General features: G+C 64.6%; 24 protein-coding genes and 1 pseudogene. 10 read left to right on the forward strand and 15 right to left on the reverse strand.

Annotated elements, in window-relative coordinates; genetic code table 11:
• Nucleotides 1-562: 562 nt before the first annotated feature.
• Nucleotides 563-853, forward strand: a pseudogene (locus OVY48_RS23825) (CorA family divalent cation transporter); the annotation flags it as partial.
• Between the two features lie 62 nt (nt 854-915).
• Here the strand turns inward: OVY48_RS23825 and OVY48_RS02285 are convergent.
• The 9 genes from OVY48_RS02285 to OVY48_RS02325 form a co-directional block, all read right to left on the reverse strand.
• Nucleotides 916-1,323, reverse strand: a complete 408-nt coding sequence (locus OVY48_RS02285; protein WP_016743851.1) for a response regulator — start codon at nt 1,321-1,323, stop codon at nt 916-918.
• 81 nt (nt 1,324-1,404) lie between these two features.
• Nucleotides 1,405-2,028 (reverse strand): response regulator transcription factor, encoded by a 624-nt coding sequence (locus OVY48_RS02290; RefSeq protein WP_015449255.1) that lies wholly within the window; start codon nt 2,026-2,028, stop codon nt 1,405-1,407.
• Nucleotides 2,018-3,553 (reverse strand): PAS domain S-box protein, encoded by a 1,536-nt coding sequence (locus tag OVY48_RS02295; protein WP_313921748.1) that lies wholly within the window; start codon nt 3,551-3,553, stop codon nt 2,018-2,020. Before OVY48_RS02295 ends, OVY48_RS02290 begins: the two co-directional genes overlap by 11 nt.
• A gap of 58 nt (nt 3,554-3,611) precedes the next feature.
• The gene (locus tag OVY48_RS02300) at nt 3,612-4,085 is read right to left on the reverse strand and encodes a DUF305 domain-containing protein (RefSeq protein WP_015449253.1); all 474 of its coding nucleotides are present in this window, start codon (nt 4,083-4,085) and stop codon (nt 3,612-3,614) included.
• 90 nt (nt 4,086-4,175) lie between these two features.
• Entirely contained in the window at nt 4,176-5,363 is a 1,188-nt protein-coding gene (locus OVY48_RS02305; protein WP_015449252.1) for a copper resistance protein B, read from the reverse strand.
• A complete protein-coding gene (locus OVY48_RS02310; RefSeq protein WP_015449251.1) occupies nt 5,360-7,312 on the reverse strand; it encodes a copper resistance system multicopper oxidase in 1,953 nt (650 codons plus the stop codon). The genes OVY48_RS02305 and OVY48_RS02310 overlap by 4 nt, the downstream gene beginning before the upstream one ends.
• A 67-nt stretch (nt 7,313-7,379) precedes the next feature.
• The gene (locus tag OVY48_RS02315; RefSeq protein ID WP_017501305.1) at nt 7,380-7,946 is read right to left on the reverse strand and encodes an RNA polymerase sigma factor; all 567 of its coding nucleotides are present in this window, start codon (nt 7,944-7,946) and stop codon (nt 7,380-7,382) included.
• A complete protein-coding gene (locus OVY48_RS02320) occupies nt 7,943-8,383 on the reverse strand; it encodes a periplasmic heavy metal sensor (RefSeq protein WP_026109207.1) in 441 nt (146 codons plus the stop codon). The genes OVY48_RS02315 and OVY48_RS02320 overlap by 4 nt, the downstream gene beginning before the upstream one ends.
• Complete coding sequence (locus OVY48_RS02325; RefSeq protein WP_037447996.1) at nt 8,383-8,652, reverse strand: hypothetical protein; 270 nt, start codon at nt 8,650-8,652, stop codon at nt 8,383-8,385. Before OVY48_RS02325 ends, OVY48_RS02320 begins: the two co-directional genes overlap by 1 nt.
• Nucleotides 8,653-8,784: 132 nt before the next feature.
• On the opposite strand from OVY48_RS02325, the gene copC reads away from it, so the two are divergent.
• The 5 genes from copC (at nt 8,785) to cueR (ending at nt 13,682) form a co-directional block, all read left to right on the forward strand.
• Nucleotides 8,785-9,162 carry a copper homeostasis periplasmic binding protein CopC gene (gene copC / locus OVY48_RS02330; RefSeq protein ID WP_007406420.1) on the forward strand — a complete coding sequence of 126 codons (378 nt, stop codon included), beginning with the start codon at nt 8,785-8,787 and terminating at the stop codon, nt 9,160-9,162.
• A 4-nt stretch (nt 9,163-9,166) separates the two neighbouring features.
• A complete protein-coding gene (copD, locus tag OVY48_RS02335; RefSeq protein WP_313921750.1) occupies nt 9,167-10,111 on the forward strand; it encodes a copper homeostasis membrane protein CopD in 945 nt (314 codons plus the stop codon).
• 36 nt (nt 10,112-10,147) lie between these two features.
• The gene (locus OVY48_RS02340; RefSeq protein ID WP_020820524.1) at nt 10,148-10,822 is read left to right on the forward strand and encodes a class I SAM-dependent methyltransferase; all 675 of its coding nucleotides are present in this window, start codon (nt 10,148-10,150) and stop codon (nt 10,820-10,822) included.
• A gap of 107 nt (nt 10,823-10,929) precedes the next feature.
• Nucleotides 10,930-13,287: a heavy metal translocating P-type ATPase gene (locus OVY48_RS02345; protein ID WP_313921751.1), complete on the forward strand. Its 2,358-nt coding sequence runs from the start codon at nt 10,930-10,932 to the stop codon at nt 13,285-13,287.
• Nucleotides 13,284-13,682, forward strand: a complete 399-nt coding sequence (gene cueR / locus OVY48_RS02350; RefSeq protein ID WP_020820526.1) for a Cu(I)-responsive transcriptional regulator — start codon at nt 13,284-13,286, stop codon at nt 13,680-13,682. Before OVY48_RS02345 ends, cueR begins: the two co-directional genes overlap by 4 nt.
• A gap of 26 nt (nt 13,683-13,708) precedes the next feature.
• On the opposite strand, the gene OVY48_RS02355 is transcribed toward cueR, so the two are convergent.
• The 4 genes from OVY48_RS02355 to OVY48_RS02370 all read right to left on the reverse strand — a co-directional run bounded on the left by OVY48_RS02355 (nt 13,709) and on the right by OVY48_RS02370 (nt 16,657).
• Nucleotides 13,709-14,344 carry a response regulator transcription factor gene (locus tag OVY48_RS02355; protein WP_021235673.1) on the reverse strand — a complete coding sequence of 212 codons (636 nt, stop codon included), beginning with the start codon at nt 14,342-14,344 and terminating at the stop codon, nt 13,709-13,711.
• Between the two features lie 717 nt (nt 14,345-15,061).
• Nucleotides 15,062-15,544 carry a response regulator gene (locus OVY48_RS02360; RefSeq protein ID WP_076605464.1) on the reverse strand — a complete coding sequence of 161 codons (483 nt, stop codon included), beginning with the start codon at nt 15,542-15,544 and terminating at the stop codon, nt 15,062-15,064.
• Nucleotides 15,545-15,686: 142 nt separating this feature from the next.
• The gene (locus tag OVY48_RS02365) at nt 15,687-16,106 is read right to left on the reverse strand and encodes a hypothetical protein (RefSeq protein WP_037474043.1); all 420 of its coding nucleotides are present in this window, start codon (nt 16,104-16,106) and stop codon (nt 15,687-15,689) included.
• Nucleotides 16,103-16,657 (reverse strand): diguanylate cyclase domain-containing protein, encoded by a 555-nt coding sequence (locus tag OVY48_RS02370; RefSeq protein WP_037474040.1) that lies wholly within the window; start codon nt 16,655-16,657, stop codon nt 16,103-16,105. Before OVY48_RS02370 ends, OVY48_RS02365 begins: the two co-directional genes overlap by 4 nt.
• Nucleotides 16,658-16,760: 103 nt before the next feature.
• Between OVY48_RS02370 and OVY48_RS02375 the strand changes: the two genes are divergently transcribed.
• A complete protein-coding gene (locus OVY48_RS02375; protein WP_313921752.1) occupies nt 16,761-17,015 on the forward strand; it encodes a helix-turn-helix transcriptional regulator in 255 nt (84 codons plus the stop codon).
• On the opposite strand, the gene OVY48_RS02380 is transcribed toward OVY48_RS02375, so the two are convergent.
• The gene (locus OVY48_RS02380; protein ID WP_137863633.1) at nt 17,012-17,500 is read right to left on the reverse strand and encodes a hypothetical protein; all 489 of its coding nucleotides are present in this window, start codon (nt 17,498-17,500) and stop codon (nt 17,012-17,014) included. The two genes, OVY48_RS02375 and OVY48_RS02380, sit on opposite strands and share 4 nt — an antisense overlap.
• A gap of 145 nt (nt 17,501-17,645) precedes the next feature.
• Here OVY48_RS02380 and OVY48_RS02385 point away from each other — a divergent pair, with 145 nt between their 5' ends.
• The 3 genes from OVY48_RS02385 (at nt 17,646) to OVY48_RS02395 (ending at nt 18,649) form a co-directional block, all read left to right on the forward strand.
• Nucleotides 17,646-18,116: an Hsp20 family protein gene (locus OVY48_RS02385; RefSeq protein WP_070936268.1), complete on the forward strand. Its 471-nt coding sequence runs from the start codon at nt 17,646-17,648 to the stop codon at nt 18,114-18,116.
• A gap of 93 nt (nt 18,117-18,209) precedes the next feature.
• Nucleotides 18,210-18,449 (forward strand): NADH dehydrogenase ubiquinone Fe-S protein 4, encoded by a 240-nt coding sequence (locus OVY48_RS02390; RefSeq protein WP_052027569.1) that lies wholly within the window; start codon nt 18,210-18,212, stop codon nt 18,447-18,449.
• A 26-nt stretch (nt 18,450-18,475) separates the two neighbouring features.
• Nucleotides 18,476-18,649, forward strand: a complete 174-nt coding sequence (locus OVY48_RS02395; RefSeq protein ID WP_171012666.1) for a hypothetical protein — start codon at nt 18,476-18,478, stop codon at nt 18,647-18,649.
• A 402-nt stretch (nt 18,650-19,051) separates the two neighbouring features.
• On the opposite strand, the gene OVY48_RS02400 is transcribed toward OVY48_RS02395, so the two are convergent.
• Entirely contained in the window at nt 19,052-20,083 is a 1,032-nt protein-coding gene (locus OVY48_RS02400) for an IS110 family transposase (RefSeq protein ID WP_037473632.1), read from the reverse strand.
• Nucleotides 20,084-20,173 lie beyond the last annotated feature (90 nt).

Below are 20,173 nucleotides of genomic sequence, written 5' to 3' on the forward strand. Positions count from 1 at the left end.
ACCCTGTCGTCAGCGCCGTTATCCGATACTTAGGTATAGTCATCCGACACGATTGCAGAGGCGCCACACGGGCAATCGCTTGGTACCATCGCAAGAGAGGAAAACCCTCGCGGTCGCCAATCAAGGGTGCGCAGACCTTCGCAGTCTGCGTGCCCTTGATGTGGCAGCGCGCCGCCCAGCCACGCGCGTCATGAACGGGAGCGGCCTTCTGCGAAACCCAACGCTCCGCCGCATTTTCTATAAGCTCTCGCTCGAATTGCTGCGCGCCGCCTTCTTCTTCCTGCGATTGGGCTTGAAGAATGACGAGTGTTTGTGCGCGCGTCTCAATAGGCGAGGCACACGGCTTCCGGTCGCCGCCGCCGTTCTTTGTCACAATGGCAAACGGCTACGGCCGGCGACCCTGATCGATCCGGCGTGCGAGCACGTCGGCAAGGATGACTTCGTGTGGATCAAAATGTCCCAGCCCAGCGAAACAGAACTTGCCGACATCGCCGGGAATTACGGCCTTCACCCGCTTGCCATGGAAGGTGCCGACAACGGCCACCAGATTTCGAAGCTCGACGATCACATGCTCAGGGTTGAGAGCGCCATCACCGGCATCCGCGACATCCTGATCTCGGTGTTCGAGGCGAGTCACCTGCTCGAACAGCAGCGCCAAGGTGCGATCACCCGTTAGCTTGCCGCCCGGGCTGCGATCCTCGCGGTGCCTACCGCGATTGCCGGAATCTACGGCATGAATTTCGAGAATATGCCCGAACTGAAGACGCAATGGGGATATTTCGTCATCCTCGGCGTCATCGCTGCGGTCTGCATTGGGCTCTACATCCGGTTCAAACGTAGCCACTGGCTTTGACGGCGCAGATCGGCTTTCCACATCGCGCCGGGCTGAGGCTGCCGGGGGCCGGCCGCCACAATTCAATGCTTTCGAAGCGTCTCGATGCGGTGCCGGTCCAACGCTTCGAGCAAAGCCCTGCCGATCAGCGGCTTTGCGAGAACATGATCGAAGCCCGCCTCAGCGGCCCGCGAGGCCAGCAGCGTGTCATGAAAGCCTGAGATCATGATCGCGCGTCCCGACCATCCGATCTCGCGAAGGTGACGCAGCATCGCGAATCCGTCGATGTCGGGCATGCGATAGTCGAGGATGACGCAGTCTGCCTCCTTCGCGCGGGGGTCGGCCAACAGCGCGTGGCCGGTCGTATATCCCCACACGGCATAGCCGCGCGATCTCAGCAGCAGCTGGAGGCCACGCCGCACGCCGGGATCGTCGTCGGAGACGAGGATGGTGTATCTGCCATCATGCTGAGTGGAACGGACCGATGGCATTGCGAGAAGCGGACACCCGTGTGACGATTGCACCATCGATCGCATATCGCGCCTCGTCCCGTCGCTACGTAGAGGTCGCAGTCACTTCGGCTTGCGGCCCATGCCCGCGGCAAAGGCGATCCGCAGGGCTTCGGACAAATTGCGGACCTCGAGCTTGGCCATCAGGCTCGCGCGATGGACCTCGACCGTTCGCGATGAACAGCCCAGGTCATAGGCGATCGTCTTATTGGGCAGGCCGTTCGCCAGCCCTTCCAGCACTTCACGCTCCCGGGGCGTCAGTGCAGCGACCCGCACGCCGGCTTCAGAGGTTTCCAGAGTGCGAAGGTCGACATCGTCGAGACGCGCGAACGCGCGGCTGACGGCGCCGAGCAGGGCGGCTTTCTCGAAGGGCTTCTCGAGAAAGTCGACCGCGCCGCCTTTCATGGCCTGCACCGCAACCGACACGTCGCCATGGCCGGTCAGGACGATGACCGGCATATTGACCCCGCGTGCTGCCATGGCGGCCTGAATCTCGAGACCGTCCATCTCGGGCATGCGCACGTCGAGGATGACGCAGCCGACGGCCGCCGACTTCGCCTCCTTGAGAAACTCCACGCCCGAGGCATAGGTCACGACGTCGTAGCCCGCGGTCTTGAGCGCAAAGCTCGCCGCCTTGCGGATGCTCTCCTCGTCGTCGACCAGATGGATGACGCGTCTATCCCCCATGTTCCTCCTCCGCCCGCGCATGGATCAAGGTAAAATGAAAGCGCGCGCCGCCGCGGTCGGGGCGCTCCATCCAGATACGGCCCCCATGCGCTTCGATGATGGTCCGGCAGATCGAAAGGCCGAGGCCCATGCCGTCGGCCTTTGTCGACTTGAACGCCGTGAAGAGCTGCTCCCGGACCTCGTCGGCGATGCCGGGGCCGGTATCCTCCACGGTCACCTCGATCAGCCCGTCAGGGCGCAACCTGGTCGCTACCTTGAGGTCGCGAACAGGACACGCCGCCATCGCCTCGATGGCGTTGCGCATCAGGTTGACCAGCACCTGCTGGATCTGCACCCTGTCGACGAGAACCGGCGTCGCGGCGGGATCGACCGCGAAGAAGCTGCGGATGCCGCGCTCGCGTGCACCGACCAGCGCGAGCTCGCTCGCCTCGGCGACAACCTGCGGCAGATCGTGGAGGCTCTTGTCGACCTCGCCGCGGGCGACGAAATCGCGCAGGCGCCGGACGATATGGCCGGCCCGCAGCGTTTCCTGTGCCGCATCATCCATCACCGACCGTAGCGACACGAAGGGTTCGTCGTCCCGCTCGTCGAGCATGTCGCGGATCGTCTCGAGATAGAGCGCGACTGCGGCAAGCGGCTGGTTGAGCTCATGCGCGAGGGTCGAGGCCATCGTGCCCATCGCGCTCAGCCGGGAGACATGGACCAGCTCTGCCTGCAGTTCCTTGAGCCTGAGCTCATCCTGCTCCTTGGCGGTGAGATCCCGGATGAAGCCGGTGAACAACCGCTGCCCGTCTTCACCGGCCTCGCCAACCGACAGCTGCATCGGGAAGGTCGAGCCGTCGCGGCGCTGGCCGACCACGATGCGGCCGAGGCCGATGATCCGGCGCTCGCCGGTCTGGAGATAATGCGCGATATATTCGTCATGCCGGTCGCGATCGGGCTGGGGCATCAGGCAGGAGACGTTGCGGCCGACGAGCTCGGTTTCCGAATAGCCGAACAGGCGTTGGGCGGCCGCGCTGAACGACGTGATGTCGCCGGTCTCGTCGATGATGATCATCGCATCGGGGACGGTCGCCAGGATCGACTGGAGATGCTGCTCGCGGGTCTCGATTGACGCCCGGACCGCCGCCTCGTCGGTGACATCGCGACTGATGCAGGCAAAGCCTCGATGTGCGTCGCCTTCGAACAGGGCGCTGATCGTCAGGCGCGCGAGATACTCCGCTCCGTTCTCGCAGACCCGCCACGCTTCGCGCTCCAGCGTGCCCTCGTGAAGGGCGGCCGCCAGGTCTGCGCCTGGACGACGCGCCGCAATCTCGTCAGGCGGGTAGAACAGGTCGTGGGGCTGTCCCAGAACGCGATCGAGCGGCCAGCATTCGGCACGCTCGCCTTCTTCATTATAGCTCAGCACGATCCCGGCAGGATCGAGCAGCGTCAGGACATGGCCGCCAGCCTGTCGCAGGAACAACGGCGCAAGCCGCACCACCTCCCTGGCAATCTCGTCCGCCCCGCGCCTCGTGTCGACCATCGGCCGGCTCACATACCTGGCCGGGCGCACGTATCCGGGCGTAGCCCGACCGTGCCACTCAGCGCCGCGCGAGTATGGCCTTCATCTCGTCGATTTCCTGCCGCTGCGAGCGCTTGATCGCTTCGCAAAGCCGGATGACTTCCGGATCGCTGAGCTTTGCTTCCTGGCACATCAGGATCGCCCCGGAATGATGCGGGATCATCGAGCGCAGAAAGGCCGTGTCGCCGATCGTGGTCTGGGTGCGGATGAGTGCAAAGCTGCCGAAGAAGGCGACCAGCGACGCGGCGATCAGCGCGATGTTGGCGGCCTTCGACACGAACATGTGTCGCATGGCGAGGATCATCAGCACCACCATCGGTGCGACCATCATCAGCGTCATGTAGAGCATGTTGAGGTTGTTGTAGAAGCTGTCGAGCCCGTCGATCATGACGAACATCACCAGATACATGATGACGCCGCTGATGACGGTCTGAACGGCAAGGCTCCAATAGGCACCCATCTTCCGGGTGTTCATGTGGGACGAATGGTCCATGGCGTATCTCCTTCGCTCGGCGCCGGCCGACCTGGGTATGAGTGTAACGCCCCGCTCTCTTGTTCGCCCCCGCCATCAGCCGTCCTGATGCTAAAACCAGAAGCGAACGCCGGCGACGAAGCTGGTGGCATGGACGTCCTCGCCCGCAAGCCTCGACAGCCGCGCCGTGTCTCCGGCTTTGCGCAGATAGGAAACGCCGATGTAAGGTGCGAACTGGCGGCTGAATTCGTAGCGCAGGCGCGCGCCGAGCTCTATGTTGACCAGCCCCGAACCGATGTCGTTCTCCGGAATATCCTGCGCGGCGAAATTGACCTCGGCGCGCGGCTGCAAGATCAGGCGCTGGGTGATGCGCTGGTCGTAATAGCCCTCGACCCGGCCCAGAACATCGCCCTTGGTCGAGAGGAACAGCGCGCCTTCGACCTCGAACATGCCAGGAGCCAGGCCCTCGACGCCGATCGTCGCGTAGGTGCGGTCGGGCCCGCGGCCGAAGTCCTGGCGGATACCGCCCTGAAGATTGAAATAGGGGTCGATGGCCCGGCTGTAGAGCACCTGCACCTCGGCGCTGTCGATGCCGCGGCCGAACTCGCCTTCGCCCTCGCTCTTGAGCCAGAGGCGGTTGATGTCGCCGCCGTAAAAGCCTTCGCCATCCCAGCGATAGCCATCGCGGCCGCTATGCGCCTGATACTCGAACAGGTTGAGCAGCACCTGCCCGAAATTGTTGCCGCCGCTGTCCTTCATCATGATGTCGCGCGAGCGCGCCATCTCGCCGCCGGGAAAATCCCGATCGGCGAAGTGGTCGCCTGGGGGCGGCGGCGGGGGCGCATTGCCGGCCGGAAGTGCGGTGCCGGTCATTTGCATGCCGGGCATGGCGGGCGTTCCCGGCGTCGCTGTCTGGCCATGCTGCGCATGGTCCATCCCGGGCATGTCGGGCATCGCGCCGTCCTGATGCTGGGAGTGGTCCATGCCCGGCATCTCCGGCATTGCGGGAGACGTGGATTGCGGCTGACCGGCCGCATTTGCTTGCGCCGCGGGAGTGGTCTGGTGCTGCGAATGGTCCATTGCCGGCATGGTGTCCGGCGCTGGCTTCTGAGCGCGCGGCCTGGCAGTGGGCTTGGGGCGCGGCGCGGCGGCCTTGTCCTTCTTTTTCTCCTGCGCCGGCCGCGCCCCGCCCGGCGGCGCCATGCCGGGCATGTCGTGCATCGAATGATCCTGGGCAAAGGCGGGTGCGGCGGCGAGAAGGGCGATCGCGCTCACCAGCGGCGTGAGGATGCGGGTCATTGCGCGTCTCCCTTCGGACGCACGCTCACGACCCGCATCATCCCTGCATGCATGTGGTAGAGGAGATGGCAGTGGAAGGCCCAGTCCCCGACCGCGTCGGCGGTGAAGTCCCAGCTCACCTTGCCGCCGGGCTGGACGATGACGGTGTGCTTGCGCGGCGCATGGTCGCCATGCCCGGTCACCAGCTCGAAGAAATGGCCGTGGATGTGGATCGGATGCCCCATCATCGTGTCGTTGATGAGATTGACGCGCACCCGCTCGCCTTCGATGAACGGGATCGGCTCGTGATGGTCCGACATTTTCTCGCCGTCGAACGACCACATGAACCGCTCCATGTTGCCGGTGAGGTGGATGTCGATGCTGCGGCTCGGCGCGCGCACGTCTGGATTGCGCTCGAGCGCCATCAGATCCTTGTAGACGAGCACCTTGTGGCCGACGTCGGTGAGGCCCTGGCCGGGCTCGCCGGTGCGGTCGACGGGCATCGGCGAGATGGTCTGGACGCTCGGATCGCGCTTCACCTGCGGCGCGTTCGAGAAGTCGCGCATCTTCATCGAACCCATCGCGTGCCCGCCATGATCCATGCCCGCCATCTGGCCATCGGCGCCCATCGCGCCGTGGTCCATGCCGGCCATCGATCCATGATCCATCCCGCTCATCGCGGAATGATCCATCCCCGAATGGTCCATGCCCGCCATGGCGCTGTTGTCCATGGTCGCCATCGCTGCCGCCGCGCCGGTCGCGAGGCGCGCGGACGCGTTCTTCTCGGCCGTCGGATCGACGCCCCGCATAGCGCCGCCCGACATGTCCATGCCTTCCATGCCCGGCATCGAGGACATGTCCATGCCCATGTCCTTCATGTCGGCGAGCGGCCGTTTGCGTAAGGGAGGCACCTCGCCAGCCATGCCGGCGCGCGGCGCGAGCGTGGCACGCGCCATACCCGAGCGGTCGATGGCCTCGCCGACAAGAGTATAGGCCTTGTCCTCGCCTGGGCTGACAACGACGTCGTAGGTCTCGGCGACACCGATCTGGAACTCGTCGACGGTGACGGGCACCACATTCTGCCCGTCGGCCTGGACGATGCTGAGCGGCAGGCCGGGTACGCGGACGTTGAAGGTGGTCATCGCCGACGCATTGATGACGCGCAGCCGCACCCGCTCGCCCGGGGTGAAGAGCGCGGTCCAGTTGTCCATCGGACCATGGCCATTGACGAGATAGGTGTAGGTCGATCCGGTGACATCGGAGATGTCGGCGGGGTCCATCCGCATCTGGCCCCAGTCGAGCCGGTCCTTGAGTGGCTGGTCCTTGCCCGAGAGCAGCCCGGCCAGCGTCTGGCGCTGGAAGTTGAAATGGCCGGGGTTGACCTTGAGACGCCGGAAGATCGCCTGCGGCGAGAGTGCGCTGTGATCGGCGAGCACGATGACATGCTCGCGGTCATAGGCGACCGGATCGGCACCGGCGGGGTCGATGATGATCGGGCCGTAATGGCCTTCCTGCTCCTGCAGGCCCGAATGGCTGTGATACCAGTAGGTGCCGCTTTGCACGACGGGGAACTGGTAGAGGTAGTTCGATCCCGGCTTGATGCCCGGAAAAGACACGCCCGGCACGCCGTCCATATTGGCCGGCAGGATCAGCCCGTGCCAGTGGATCGAGCTGTCCTCCTCGAGTTGATTGACGACGTTGAGCCGCACGCGCTGGCCTTCGCGCAGCCGGATCAGCGGGGCGGGGACCGTGCCGTTGAGACCGATTGCGCGGAACTGGCGCCCGTCGATGCTCATCGACTGCCGGGCGATGGTCAGCGTGATGTCTTCGCCCGACACGGTCGGTAGCGTCGGTCGCATCCCCGGCGAGATGGTCTGCGCCCAGGCAGGCAGCCAGGCTGATAATGCGGCGCCACCACCGGCGAGGGCCGCGCCGCGAAGGAACTGGCGGCGGTCGAGGGCAGAAATCATTCGGTTTGTCTCAGCTTGCAGAAAGAGGGCGGACCTATTGGAAATACGCAGCCCACCCGCCTGCCCCTCAAACTTTCTTCAAACTTTCCGCGAGGCGCGCCCGGGCGCGGTAGAGGCGGGTCTCGACGGCCTTCTGGGAGATGCCGAGGATCTCGGCGGTTTCGGCTTCCGATTTCTCGTCGATCGTCCGCAGGATGAGCGTGTCCTTGAGCGAGGCGGGCAGGGCGGCGATCGCCGTCATCGCCTCGGCGAGTTGCTGTTCGGCATCCAGGGCGCGGTCGGCCGAGGGGGCGTCGTCGACGATATGTTCGGCTTCGCCCAGAGGAAGGGCGAAGGAAAAGAAATTGCGGACCGCACGGCGACGGCGCCAGTCGTGGCATTTGTTGATGACGATCCGCGACATCCAGACCGGGAAGGGCCGCGTCCCATCATAGCGGCTGAGCGCGGAAAAGGCGGCCACGAAGCTCGCCTGAGTGACGTCGAGCGCCTCGTCGGGGCTACCGACATGGCTGCGCACGAGACGGTGTACCCAGCCCTGATGCCGGCGGACCAGCTCGCCATAGGCCGCTTGCCGGCCCCCCAGCGCCAGAGCCGCAAGCTCCCCGTCCGAGCAGTCGGGGAGGTGGAGCGTCATTTTTTCTCGGCCGTCAGCGCTTTCACGACGGCGTCGTCGAACTTCACCGTCTGGTCGGGGCGGAGCACCGCACGCATCGCGAAGATATGCTCGAGCGTTTCCTTCTGCAGCGCGCCCATCGCCTGGTGTGACCGGTCGACGGCGGCGGAGACCTGAGGCCCATAGCCATGTTCCGACCTGATGGCCTGCGCGAGCCATGCATTGTCGGCGCGCAGTTCCGCTTCCAGGGCCTGTCGGCGGATGGCGTAGCGGGCTTCGATAGCCTCGAGCCGTGCATGTTGCGCGCTATCCAGCTTGAGATCGCGATGGAGCAGGTCGTGCAGCTCATTCTCGACAGGGGGCGCCGGCACGACATAGAGCCGGCCGATCACGACCCCCGCTACTGCCGCAACAAACGTCAGCAGCACGAGAAGGAGAAGGCCGCGGCGATCGCGCATCATTGCGCGCTCAGCAGCGTCGAAGGAGCGAGCGCGAGCCGCGCGTCGAAGGGCGATGCCGCAGCATCTGCCGAACGCACTGGCACCGCGGAACCGGCGATGCCGATGAAGAGCGCGACCGCGGCTGCGACACCGAAGGTCGTGGCGCTCAGGCGCGGCATGGCCTGGAGCCGGGCGATCTCGGCCATGACGCGGCTGTCCAGCCCGGCAAGCCGGGGATCGAGGGGGGCTTCCCGCAACCGGCTGAGCATGTCGTCGAGGTGGTCCATGATGTTTCTCCGTCTTCTCTTCTCAATACGCAGGGTGGTCTTCTAACCCTTGTCCGGGAACAAAAAGAAAATTGCGAGGGGTGCAGGTCGCGGCTGCGTATTCTCTCATGTCACTGACAGGAGAATGTCCAAATGCGCTTCTTTTCGCCGCTCGCAGCCATCGCCGCCGTCGGCCTGAGTGTTTCTGCTCCGGCCTACGCCCATCCCAAGCTCGTGTCCTCGACGCCCGCCGCCAACGCCAGCGTCCCGGCGCCGTCGCGTATAACGCTCACCTTCAGTGAAGGTCTGATGCCGAAGCTGTCGGGCGCCGAGATCGTGATGACCGGCATGCCCGGCATGCCCAACCACCGCATGGCGGTAACCGGCTTCAAGACGTCCGTCGAAGGCGACAAGACGCTCGTGCTGACGCTCGCCAAGCCGCTCATGGCGGGCAGCTATCAGGTCGCCTGGCACGTCGTCTCGACCGACACGCACCGCATCCAGGGCAATCTCGCCTTTACCGTCAAGTGACGCCATGAACGACGTGGCACTCGTCGCCGTCCGCTGGGCGCTCTACGTCGATCTCGGCCTGCTGTTCGGCCTGCCGCTGTTCGCGCTCTATGCGCCCGGCGGCGGCCGGATGGTGCAGCGGCATCTGCCGATGGCGGCAATGGTGGCCGGTCTCGCCTGTCTCGCCCTCCTGCTGTCGGCGCTGGGGTTCGCGTTGCAGGCTGCGGCGATGACCGGGCTGCCACTCGCCCAGCCTGATCTTTCCATGGTCGCAGAGCTGTTCAACGGCACTTCCATGGGAACGGCGCTGAAGGCGCGCCTCGTCGCGCTCCTCGTTCTTCTGCTCTGCATCCCCTTCTATCGCCGGCAATCCCGTCCTGCCTTCATCGCCTCCACTCTGGCAGGCGCGGTCGCACTCGCGACCCTCGCCTGGAGTGGGCATGGCGCGGCTGGCGAAGGCGAGGCGGGCTGGCTGCAACTGGGGGCCGATCTCATCCATCTGCTCGCCGCCGGCGCCTGGGTCGGCGCGCTTGCCGCATTCCTCGCGCTGGTACTTCCCAGGCTCGCAACCGACGATCTCGCCGCTCAAGACATGGACCGGGTCACGCTCGCCGAGGAAGCGTTGCGGGGCTTCTCCCTCGTCGGCACGATCATCGTCGCCCTGCTGATCCTGACCGGGACGGTGAACGGCTGGTTCCTCGTCGGTCCGGGCAACATCGCCTCGCTCGGGCAGTCGACCTACGGCCTGCTGCTCATCGCCAAGCTGCTGCTGTTCGCCGGCATGCTGGGCCTGGCCGCGCTCAACCGTTATCGCCTGACCCCGGCACTTGCGCAGGCGATCGAGGAAGAGGACGCGCCACGGGCGCAGGCGCTGTTGCGCGCGAGCCTCTTCGTCGAAGGCGGGCTTGCGATCGTCATTCTCGGGCTCGTCGCCTGGCTGGGGACACTATCGCCGCCCATGTCGATGTAGCTTATCGTTTCGGACGCCTCGCGTTGGGAGATGCCAATGCAATCCTACACCCCGCCGCTCGGGACCGGATCGACGAAAGACTATGATCGCGCGATCCGCCTGTGGACGCGGGAGAAGCGGTGGCGTGCCGCCATGCTCGCCGCCCTGGCGCCCAAAGCCGGTGAGACGGTCGTCGACGTCGGCTGTGGCACCGGCAGCTTCGCGCTGATGCTCAAGCAAGCCGAGCCCAGGACGCAGGTGATCGGTCTCGATCCCGATGCCGAGGCGCTCGACATCGCGCGGCACAAGGCCGCTGCGCGGCAGGCCGATATCGACTGGCGTCAGGGATTTGCCAGGGACGTGGCCCCGGGCACCGCCGACGCTGTCGTATCGAGTCTCGTGCTGCATCAGATGCCGGTCAGGGAGAAGGCGGCAACCCTGCGCGCCATGTTCGCCATGCTGCGCCCGGGTGGCCGCCTGGTGATCGCAGATTATGGCCGCCAGCACGGTCTCATGCGGCTCGCCTTTCGCCTGACCGTGCAGCGACTCGATGGCATCGATGATACCCGACCCAACGCCGACGGCGTGCTCCCCGGCCTGATCGCGGCGGCCGGCTTCAGGCATGTGGCCGAGACGTTTCGGCTCTTGACCATCACCGGCGCGATCGAATTGCTTACCGCGCATCGACCGGCGCAGGCCCAGGGCCTTACGGTTGCGAACGACCTTGGCTGATCCCGGCCGAGCGACCGGGTACGCCGATTTGGCCGCTTAGGCGATTACGTATTGACCCTGACACGGTGTCAGACCCTAGATCGTCAGGCGTCGAAAGGAGCAAGGCGATGAACGAGACACATGGAGCGGCGCATGGCGGCGGTTGCTGCGGCGGCCACGGCGGCGCGAAAGCGGCGACCGGCATCAAGGACCCGGTCTGTGGCATGACCGTCGATCCGGCGACCACCGCGCACCATGCCGATCATGGCGGTGAACGCTATCATTTCTGCAGCGCGGGCTGCCGGGCAAAGTTCATCGCCGATCCCGAGCGCTATCTCGGCCCGCCGGCACCGCCGTTCGCAGCGCCCGTGGGCACGATCTGGACCTGCCCTATGCATCCCGAGATCCGGCAGGACCATCCCGGGTCCTGTCCGATCTGCGGCATGGCGCTCGAACCCGCGACCGTGACCGCCGACAGCGGTCCCAGCCACGAGCTGGTCGATTTCACGCGGCGTTTCTGGGTTGGCCTGGTGCTGGCCCTGCCGGTGCTGATCCTCGAGATGGGGGCGCACCTGTTTCCTGTGATCCATCGCCTCGTGCCGATGTCGACCTCGGTATGGATCCAGTTCGTGCTGGCGACGCCTGTCGTGCTCTGGGCGGGCTGGCCGTTCTTCGAGCGTGGCTGGGCCTCGCTCAAGACCCGCAACCTCAACATGTTCACCCTGATCGCGATGGGGACGGGGGTCGCCTGGATCTACAGCGTCGTCGCGACGCTCGCGCCTCAGCTGTTCCCGCCTGCCTTCCGCGGCGAGGACGGCATGGTTGCCGTCTATTTCGAGGCCGCCGCGGTGATCACCGTTCTCGTGCTGCTCGGCCAGGTGCTCGAACTGCGCGCGCGTGAGCGGACCTCGGGCGCGATCAAGGCGCTGCTCAACCTCGCGCCCAAGACCGCGCGCCGGATCGCCGCCGACGGGAGCGAAGAGGAGATCAGTCTCGATCTGGTCGCGGTCGGCGACCGCCTGCGCGTGCGGCCGGGCGAGAAGGTGCCGGTCGACGGCGTAGTCGAGGACGGCCGCTCCTCGCTCGACGAGTCGATGGTCACCGGTGAATCCATGCCCGTCACCAAGGCCAAGGCCGACACGGTGATCGGCGGCACGCTCAACCAGACCGGTGCGCTGGTGATCGTCGCCGACAAGGTCGGACGCGACACCATGCTTGCGCGGATTGTCCAGATGGTCGCCGAGGCGCAGCGCTCGCGCGCGCCGATCCAGCGCATGGCCGATCAGGTGTCGGGCTGGTTCGTGCCCGTGGTCATCGCGGTTGCGGTGGTCGCGTTTATCGCCTGGGGTATCTGGGGCCCCGAGCCGCGCTTCGCCTATGGGCTGGTGGCGGCGGTCGCCGTGCTGATCATCGCCTGTCCCTGTGCACTGGGTCTCGCCACGCCGATGTCGATCATGGTGGGCGTCGGCCGCGGCGCCGGACTCGGCGTCCTTATCAAGAATGCCGAAGCGCTCGAGCATATGGAGAAGGTCGACACGCTCGTCGTCGACAAGACAGGCACGCTGACCGAAGGCCGCCCTGCCGTCACCCAGGTCGTGCCGGCGCCCGGCTTCGACGAAGCCGAGTTGCTGCGGCTTGCCGCCTCGGTCGAACGGGCTTCCGAACATCCGCTCGCGCTGGCGATCGTCGATGCTGCGAAGGATCGCGCCATCGCCACGAGCGACGTCACCGACTTCGACTCGCCGACCGGGCGCGGCGCGCTCGGTACGGTCGAAGGGCGGCGCATCGTCCTCGGCAATGCGCGGTTCCTCGCCGACGAGGGCGTCGCCACCGAGGCGCTCGCCGGCCAGGCCGACGCACTGCGACGCGATGGCGCCACCGCAATCTTCATCGGAATCGACGGCACCGTCGGCGGTGCCTTCGCCATCGCCGATCCGGTGAAGGCCACGACGCCAGAAGCGCTCGCCGCGCTCAAGGCGGAGGGTATTCGCGTGGTCATGCTGACCGGCGACAACCGCACGACAGCGGAAGCGGTCGCCCGGCGCCTGGGCATCGACGAGGTCGAAGCCGAGGTGCTGCCCGATCAGAAAAGCGCCGTGGTCGCCAAGTTCAAGCGCGAGGGGCGGGTGGTCGCCATGGCCGGCGACGGTGTCAACGACGCCCCCGCGCTGGCCGCCGCCGATGTCGGCATCGCCATGGGCTCGGGCACCGACGTCGCCATCGAGAGCGCGGGCGTGACCCTGCTCAAGGGCGACCTCACCGGCATCGTCCGGGCGCGTAAGCTCAGCCAGGCGACCATGTCGAACATCCGCCAGAACCTCGTCTTCGCCTTCATCTACAATGTCGCGGGCGTGCCGGTGGCGGCGGGCGCGCTCTATCCGCTGTTCGGCATCCTGCTCTCGCCGATCATCGCGGCCGCCGCCATGGCGCTCTCCTCGGTCAGCGTGGTCACCAACGCGCTGCGACTCAACCGGAAGGCGCTGTGAACATCGGCGAGACGTCTCGGCGGAGCGGCGTCTCGGAGCGGATGATCCGCCATTATGAGAAGATAGGCCTCATCCCGGCGCCGCCGCGCCGGGGTGCGGGCTATCGCGACTATGACGAGCGCGATCTTCATCGCCTGCGGTTCATCGCCAATGCGCGCGATCTGGGGTTTCCGATCGAGGAGATCCGCACTTTGCTCGGCCTTTGGGCGGATACGGGTCGCGCGAGTGGCGAGGTGAAGCGGCTTGCGCTGGCCCGTGCCGAGGAATTCGAGCGCAAGGCGGCAGCGCTGACGGCGCTGCGCGACACGCTGGTCGATCTCGCCGAACGCTGCCACGGCGACGCGCGGCCGGATTGTCCGATCATTGCCGAACTCGCCACGGGCCGATCCGCATAACGTCCGATGTCGCAGGATGGTGAAGCCTAATGGCGATCGTCCTCAGGCGATCCGTTCAGGTCCACAGCAAACGCGATCCGTAGCAAGTCGGGCAAACTTTGGGCTCCCAGTTTGACCATCAGGCTGGCTCGATCCAGCTCGACCGTGCGCGGCGTGGTACCGAGTTCATCTGCGATAAAGCTATTGGGATAGCCTCGCGCAATCCCTCTAAGAACGGCCCGTTCGCGCTGCGTCAGTCTCGCGGCTTTCGACAGCGCGTCGGCCTGTTCTGCGGCACGCCCGGTTATATTCTCCAGCGAGCTGAAGGCGCGGTCGATCGCGCCAAGCAATGCGGCCTTTTCGACCGGTTTGGCGAGAAAGTCGGCAGCGCCCGCCTGCATTGCCTGCACGGCGAGCGTGGGATCGCCATTGCCGGTGAGCATGACGACAGGCATATCAATCCCGCGTCGCGTCAGCTCCACCTGGACCTGAAGGCCGTCCATGTCCGGCATGTGCATGTCGAGGATCACGCAGCCTTTCTTAGCGTCACCCGCGGCCGACAGAAACTCCGGCCCCGAAGCGTAGGCCTCGACGGCGAAGCCGGCGGTACGCAACGTGAATCGCAGTGCCTTTCGGATTGTCTCTTCGTCATCGACGATGTGAACGACGCGCTTGTTCCCCATACTCCTCGGATCGATCTGGAGTGCCGCGCCGCAAAGGCACCGCTATTGGGGAGGCCTCTTACGGGCAGGACCATGGTCCAAGGTCAAGGCCGAAATATTGCCGCAGCAGTTCCAACGGCGCAGGTGCTCGACATCGCCCCGATACGGCGGCTCTTACCACTGGAGTTCGGGCACCTCCGTCTGGTCTCCTGGAAGGGGGGCGCCCCAAAACGCGGCGGCCGAAAACGTACACGCCCTCAACGGGGCTGAACGCGCTACCTGCAAAAAGGGGCGTGAGGCCCAAAAGTGCGTCTGTCGGGCTCGACTTCAGAGCCGCAAAGCTCGGGCACCTGCTGGGGACATAGGAGCCGTTCTAGGCCGAGAATCTGACGTCGCTGACCAATCCTCAGGTCCGGACAAAAATTGGAAACAGTACACATGCGAGAAAATTGTGAGCGGCCAGTCATTCGCTATCCCAAGGACGTACCGGACGCACCCTTTGACGTTTCCCGAGACCGTCGTGCCGGACGTGTGCGACAGTGAACATAGGCGCCGCACCCCATCGACCCCCCTTCTTTTAAACGGCAGTCTATCGCACCCAATGCGTAATCCGACGAGTTTCATTCTCTCGGAAGGTGCATAGCGATAGGTTTGCGCTTATGACGCGCTGCGGCCCTCCAGCGTGTGCGGCTGACCACTCCCGGCGGCAACCTGTTTGTCGCCGGGAGACCAATTGACCTATCGGCGCGGCTCCGGCGCATCGGGATACCGCGCGTCATAGGCGGCCGCATGAGATCCGACGCCAAAGCGCTGGATCGCTGCTTGTTCGGCCGCGATGGCGTGCGCCAGCGTGACGGGCTTGTCGAGTGCATCCGCCTGCGCATGCGCTAGCTCGGCTGCGTGCCATGCCTCAAGAATATCGCCATCCGAAAGAATCGGAACGCCATGCTCCTCCATCAGCACGTCAAGCTGGTGTAGCAACTCGGCGGCGCGATAGGGCTTGGCGATAAAGCCCGCACGGTCGGGTAATGCTTCCGGTTCAGGTCGGACGCGGCCTGAATTTACGAGAACGACCGTTTCGGGCCAGCGCTCCCGGATCGTGCTGGCGAGCGCCAGGCCATCCATGTCGCCGGGCATTTCAATATCGGTCATGACGATCCGAATGTCTTGGCGCTCTTCAAGAATTGTGAGCGCGTCTTGTGCGTCGCACGCCTCGAACACGCGGTATCCCGCATCCTGAGAATTTTGGTCGCGAAGACGCGCACGAGCGGTTCATCCTCGACAACCAGAGCAACACTATAGTCCAGCGCCGGACCTTGCGGTTTCTCCATCAGACTGGTTCCTCTACACCCCCCTTGGCGTCCTAAGTCTCCCCGCGCTGTGCCTCCGCGACGTCGCGGAGGATAGCGCTCCAACACGCGATAAGCAGCCCCTCATCGTCCGATCTCTCGTTGGTCGCGGCCGCGTAGATACCAAGGAGGCGGGCAACTTCATCGACCGGAGCGCCGCCCTGGCGCGCCATCAGCGTGGCGAACATCGCCAGCGCGCCGCCGATCGCGCGTACCAACGCAGGATCGGCGGCAAGCTGCGACGTGGATTCTGGCGTGTCGATGCTGTCGTCCGGCAGCGTGTCACCCGGCTTCATCGGGGAAACCCTTTCAGCGGCATCGATCGCCGCCTGCAAATGGTTCGCCGCGCGATGCTCTCTCGCCTCGTCGAGCATCGCGATAGCTTCGCGCATGAGGGCGATGGCACGCCGGCGAAGCGAAGCCAGATCTTTCATGTCCTGCCCTTGCGGAGGCAGGCCGTGGCCAACACCGGCCTGAGCGCTGGCGGATCGCCGGCCCTGGCGATCTCGACGGCATTCTTACCCGTCTGCCTGGCGCGATACGTTGCCTGACCGGCAAGGTGCATCAATTCGTCAGCGTTGCGCGGGGCATCGGAAGGGATCAGCACCGCCCCCATGCTGCACGTCACCGGATAAGGCGGGCCTGCCAGAACAGTCCTCAGGCGGGCGTGGATGTCCTGTGCGAAGCTCTGGCCTTCGGCGATAGGGCCAAAAATGCTCGGGCCTGTCGGAGGCCCTACCTGCAGGCCAGGCATGACGGCCAGGATCGCTGCAAACACTGCGACGGAATAGCCCTCGCGCGCGCCAAGGCCCCATGCGGATCCACAGATGATCGGCATATAGAGGCGCGCGAACCCGACGGTGGGCACGGCGTGGTCGAGCGCTGCGAGGGCCCCGGTGGCGGCGACGATCGCGAGCCAGATTTTCTCTCGCGAAAGAGCTTCAAGATACCCGGCCAATCGGCCGACAGGCAAATGGCTGTTCATGCGCGTTTTCCAAACTCGGCGAATCTTTCAACTTAGCAGCGGTCCGAAAAATGATACTTAAAACCCGTCGCCTTATAACCATCTTGCAGGCGATTCATGAAGGGTGAAACGCGCCGATCCTGGATGTTTACGTGCTACCGTTGCAGCGAATATCCGCCGATACCGGAAAGCCCTTGGTGTCAGCCAACAGGTCTTCGCCTATGATATCGAGATGGATCGCACCTATTTCGGCGGGATTGAGCGCGGCGAGCGCAATGTTTCGATCGACAATTTCGAGCGCATCGCCACGGGATTGAAGATCAGCGCGCATCTTTTGCTGATGCAGCCCGAAATTCTGGCTGTGGAAGCCGATAGCTAGGCGAAATGTGGCCGGGCACGGCCTTTTACTGGCAACGCATGCGTAGCCATATTTCGAAGCTGTGCGGGCCTTGCGCGATGCGCCGGATCGCCGCCAGCATCCTGCGGCGGACAACCCACTGGAAACCTGCCCACGCTGCGCGCAATCTCGGCGTAGCTTTGGCCGCTGACTTTATTCAGCACGAATGTCTCGCGCGCTGCCGGCGTCAATGTGTCGAGAGTGGCCCTCATCACGGTTTCGGTGTCGTCGGCGCTGCCAAGCGCCCATTCGATCGTGATCGCAGCGACTGCTTCGGGGCGGCCCAGTTGACGGGCAGGGCGCGTTGTCGTGCGATATGGTCCGTGATCGTCATCGTCGCGCGTCTCGCCTTGCGGTTGGTTGGGGCACTGCCCGGTTGAGAAACCGACATTGAAATCCCGTTCACGGGCGCTGTCAGCCCGACTTGGTAGGGGCGCATCTCGTGCGCTAGGGGATGCGCCATCCATGCCTATCGACAGTCCTTCTTGAAACCGCGTGGCGCTTTACTAATTAAAGTTGCCGGGCGCCGTGTTCGGGTCCGGTGGACATGGAGGGCGCCGGCTCTTCCCGGCGCATCTCATGCCCAGATCGCTTCCCTAGGAGGATTTGGAAATGAGAAGCACGTTTGACTTTGCGCCGTATCGGCGTTCCACCGTTGGCTTCGACCGCTTGTTCAACATGCTCGAAGCGGGTCAGCGCGAGGATGATGGCTTTCCACCGTTCGACATCGTGAGGGACGGCGAGGACAGCTATCGCATAACGCTGGCCGTCGCCGGCTTCCGACCGAACGAAATCGAGGTCGTTGCCCAGCAGAATCAGCTCACCGTCACCGGCCAACGCGCCGAGGATGAGGACGAGGCCGACTATCTGCATCGCGGCATCGCGACCCGTTCGTTCGAGCGGCGATTCCAGCTTGCCGACTTCATCGAGGCCGGCGAGGCGACATTCGAGTATGGCTTGCTGAGCATCCAGCTCAAGCGGGTCGTTCCCGAAGCGATGAAACCGCGCAAGATCGAGATCAGCGGCGGTGCGAACGCCGCTAATGACCGCATCGAGGCACCCAAGGACGCCCAGGCGGCCTGATCGCGATCATAATCGGCTCGCCGGCGCCGTCCCCGTGGGGGCGGTGGCCGGCGGGTCATGCTCCAACTCTAGCCAGACAAGGAGATAACCGTCATGGCGCTCCGTGATTTGATCCCCTGGAGCCGGCAGGAGAACCGGCTTCCCGCGGGCGGGACCGGCGCGGCCAGTGGCGGCGTCCGCTTCGAGCCGCGCTGTCTCCCCTTTGTCGAACCGTTGACGGGATGGAGCGGCGGGCGCGATCCTCTTGCCCATGTCGAGCTGCGATTTCACGATCGTGATGCGGCCGAGCGCTATTGCCGTTCGACAGGACTGGTATTCCGGCTCGGCGCGTAGCCGGGCCTTCTAGGAGGTTGACGGGTTTGAGAAGTGTCGACGACGATCTGGACTATTACATGAGGCGCGCGGCTCAGGAGTGGGCGGCGGCCGAGACTGCGGCGATGCCAGAGGCGATCATCGTTCACGCGCAGCTCGCGCGCGCCTATGACGCACGCGCGCGGGCGCTCCGGGAGCATGCGGCGGGCGTGGCGTCATAGAACAGCCGCGCTAGAGCCTCTCCGGCTCGGCAGCCTCGATCACGGTGCTCAGCCGTTTGGACTTGTAACGGTTGTATAATCGCGTCCCTCCAGTCAAGCGTGGTTGGCATGGGAAGGCTGATCGCGTCGGTTAGTGCGTCGACACGTTAATCAACCTTGTGCTTGTTTTTCTCAATGCGGCGTGTCGCGCGAGGGTGTTCGTATGCCGGGAGCAGGGTTGTCTTCGCGGTCGGCATAAAGCCGCCGCATGATGGGTCTCCGCAGGCAAGGTCTTCCTATGTTTTGTGCGCAGTCTTTAAAAAGCTGCAGCCGTTAAAGCGGAATGACCTGACCCACGTCCACGGCAAGGACGCCTCAATACGTCAGATGCTGACGCGTTGAGAAGTTAAGCTGGTGAATTGGTTATGCGGTGACGCCAGCCGATGTGTTGAATGCCTCTCCTGTTTTGAGCATTGTGTGCATGATGACTGCCAGTTTGCGGGCCACAGCGACCGCGGCGCGCTTGAAGCCCAGCCGCTCGCGTAGCCTGAGGCCCCAGTCTTTGAGGCCGCTCTGGTTGCTAGCGCTGGTGCGCGTGAGAATGACCGTTGCCGCCTCGTATAAGAGGCCGCGCAGATGGTTGTCGCCTCGCCGCGAGATGTGGCCGTCATAATCCACTTCGCCTGATTGGTAACGCCGCGTGGTAAGCCCGAGCCAAGCGCCGACCGCGCGTGAAGTTTTGAAGTTTGCTGGGTCTTCGATCGCCGCAGCATAGGAGACGGCCGTGACCGCCCCGACTCCCGGGATCGTCATCAGCAGCTTGATTGCCTGGCTTTGCCGGGCTGCGGCGAGCAACTGACGATCAAGTTCAGCGGCGCGCTTGCGGATGTCGCGCCAGGCCTCCAGCAAAGGCAATATGATCTGTGCCAGGCCATCCCTGCCGTCCAGAAGCTCGCGGACATTCCCGTCGAATACACGACCTGTACCCTTGGGAACGACGATGCCAAACGTCTTCATGACCCCGCGGATCTGATTGCTCAGCTGCGTTGAGATGGTAAGCAACAGGTTGCGGGCGCCCACCAGTGTGCGGGTCAACATGGCGTCGAACGACTTCACCCGGACCGCCTTGTAAAAGCCGGCTTCTGCCAGTTGGGCCAGACCGTCAGCATCATTGGCATCAGTTTTGTTGAGCGTCTCGTTCAATATTTTCTGCGCATGACGCGCTTCGATGCAGATCGCGGGAACTCCCGCCGCCGTTAACGCATGATAGAACCAGGTCGACAATGGACCTGTCTCAAATACCACCCGCTCCGCATGCGGGGCGTGTTTGCGGACTATCTGCGCCAGGATCTGGGGATCCGATGCGCACTTGCCGCGCCAGATCCGTTTTCCATCCTGACGAATGGAGATCGCGGTATCTTTTAGTGAAACGTCAAAGCCTATATATTGTTTCATGGTTGCTCTCCGTGCGATGCTTGGGCCCGGTGCCAATCGTGAGCCCGTTTTTCCATCATATCGGGGGGCAACCACCCCTGTCAGCTATAT

Origin of the sequence: Sphingobium sp. SA2, assembly GCF_032227065.1 — a bacterium.
Classification (GTDB): Bacteria; Pseudomonadota; Alphaproteobacteria; order Sphingomonadales; family Sphingomonadaceae; genus Sphingobium.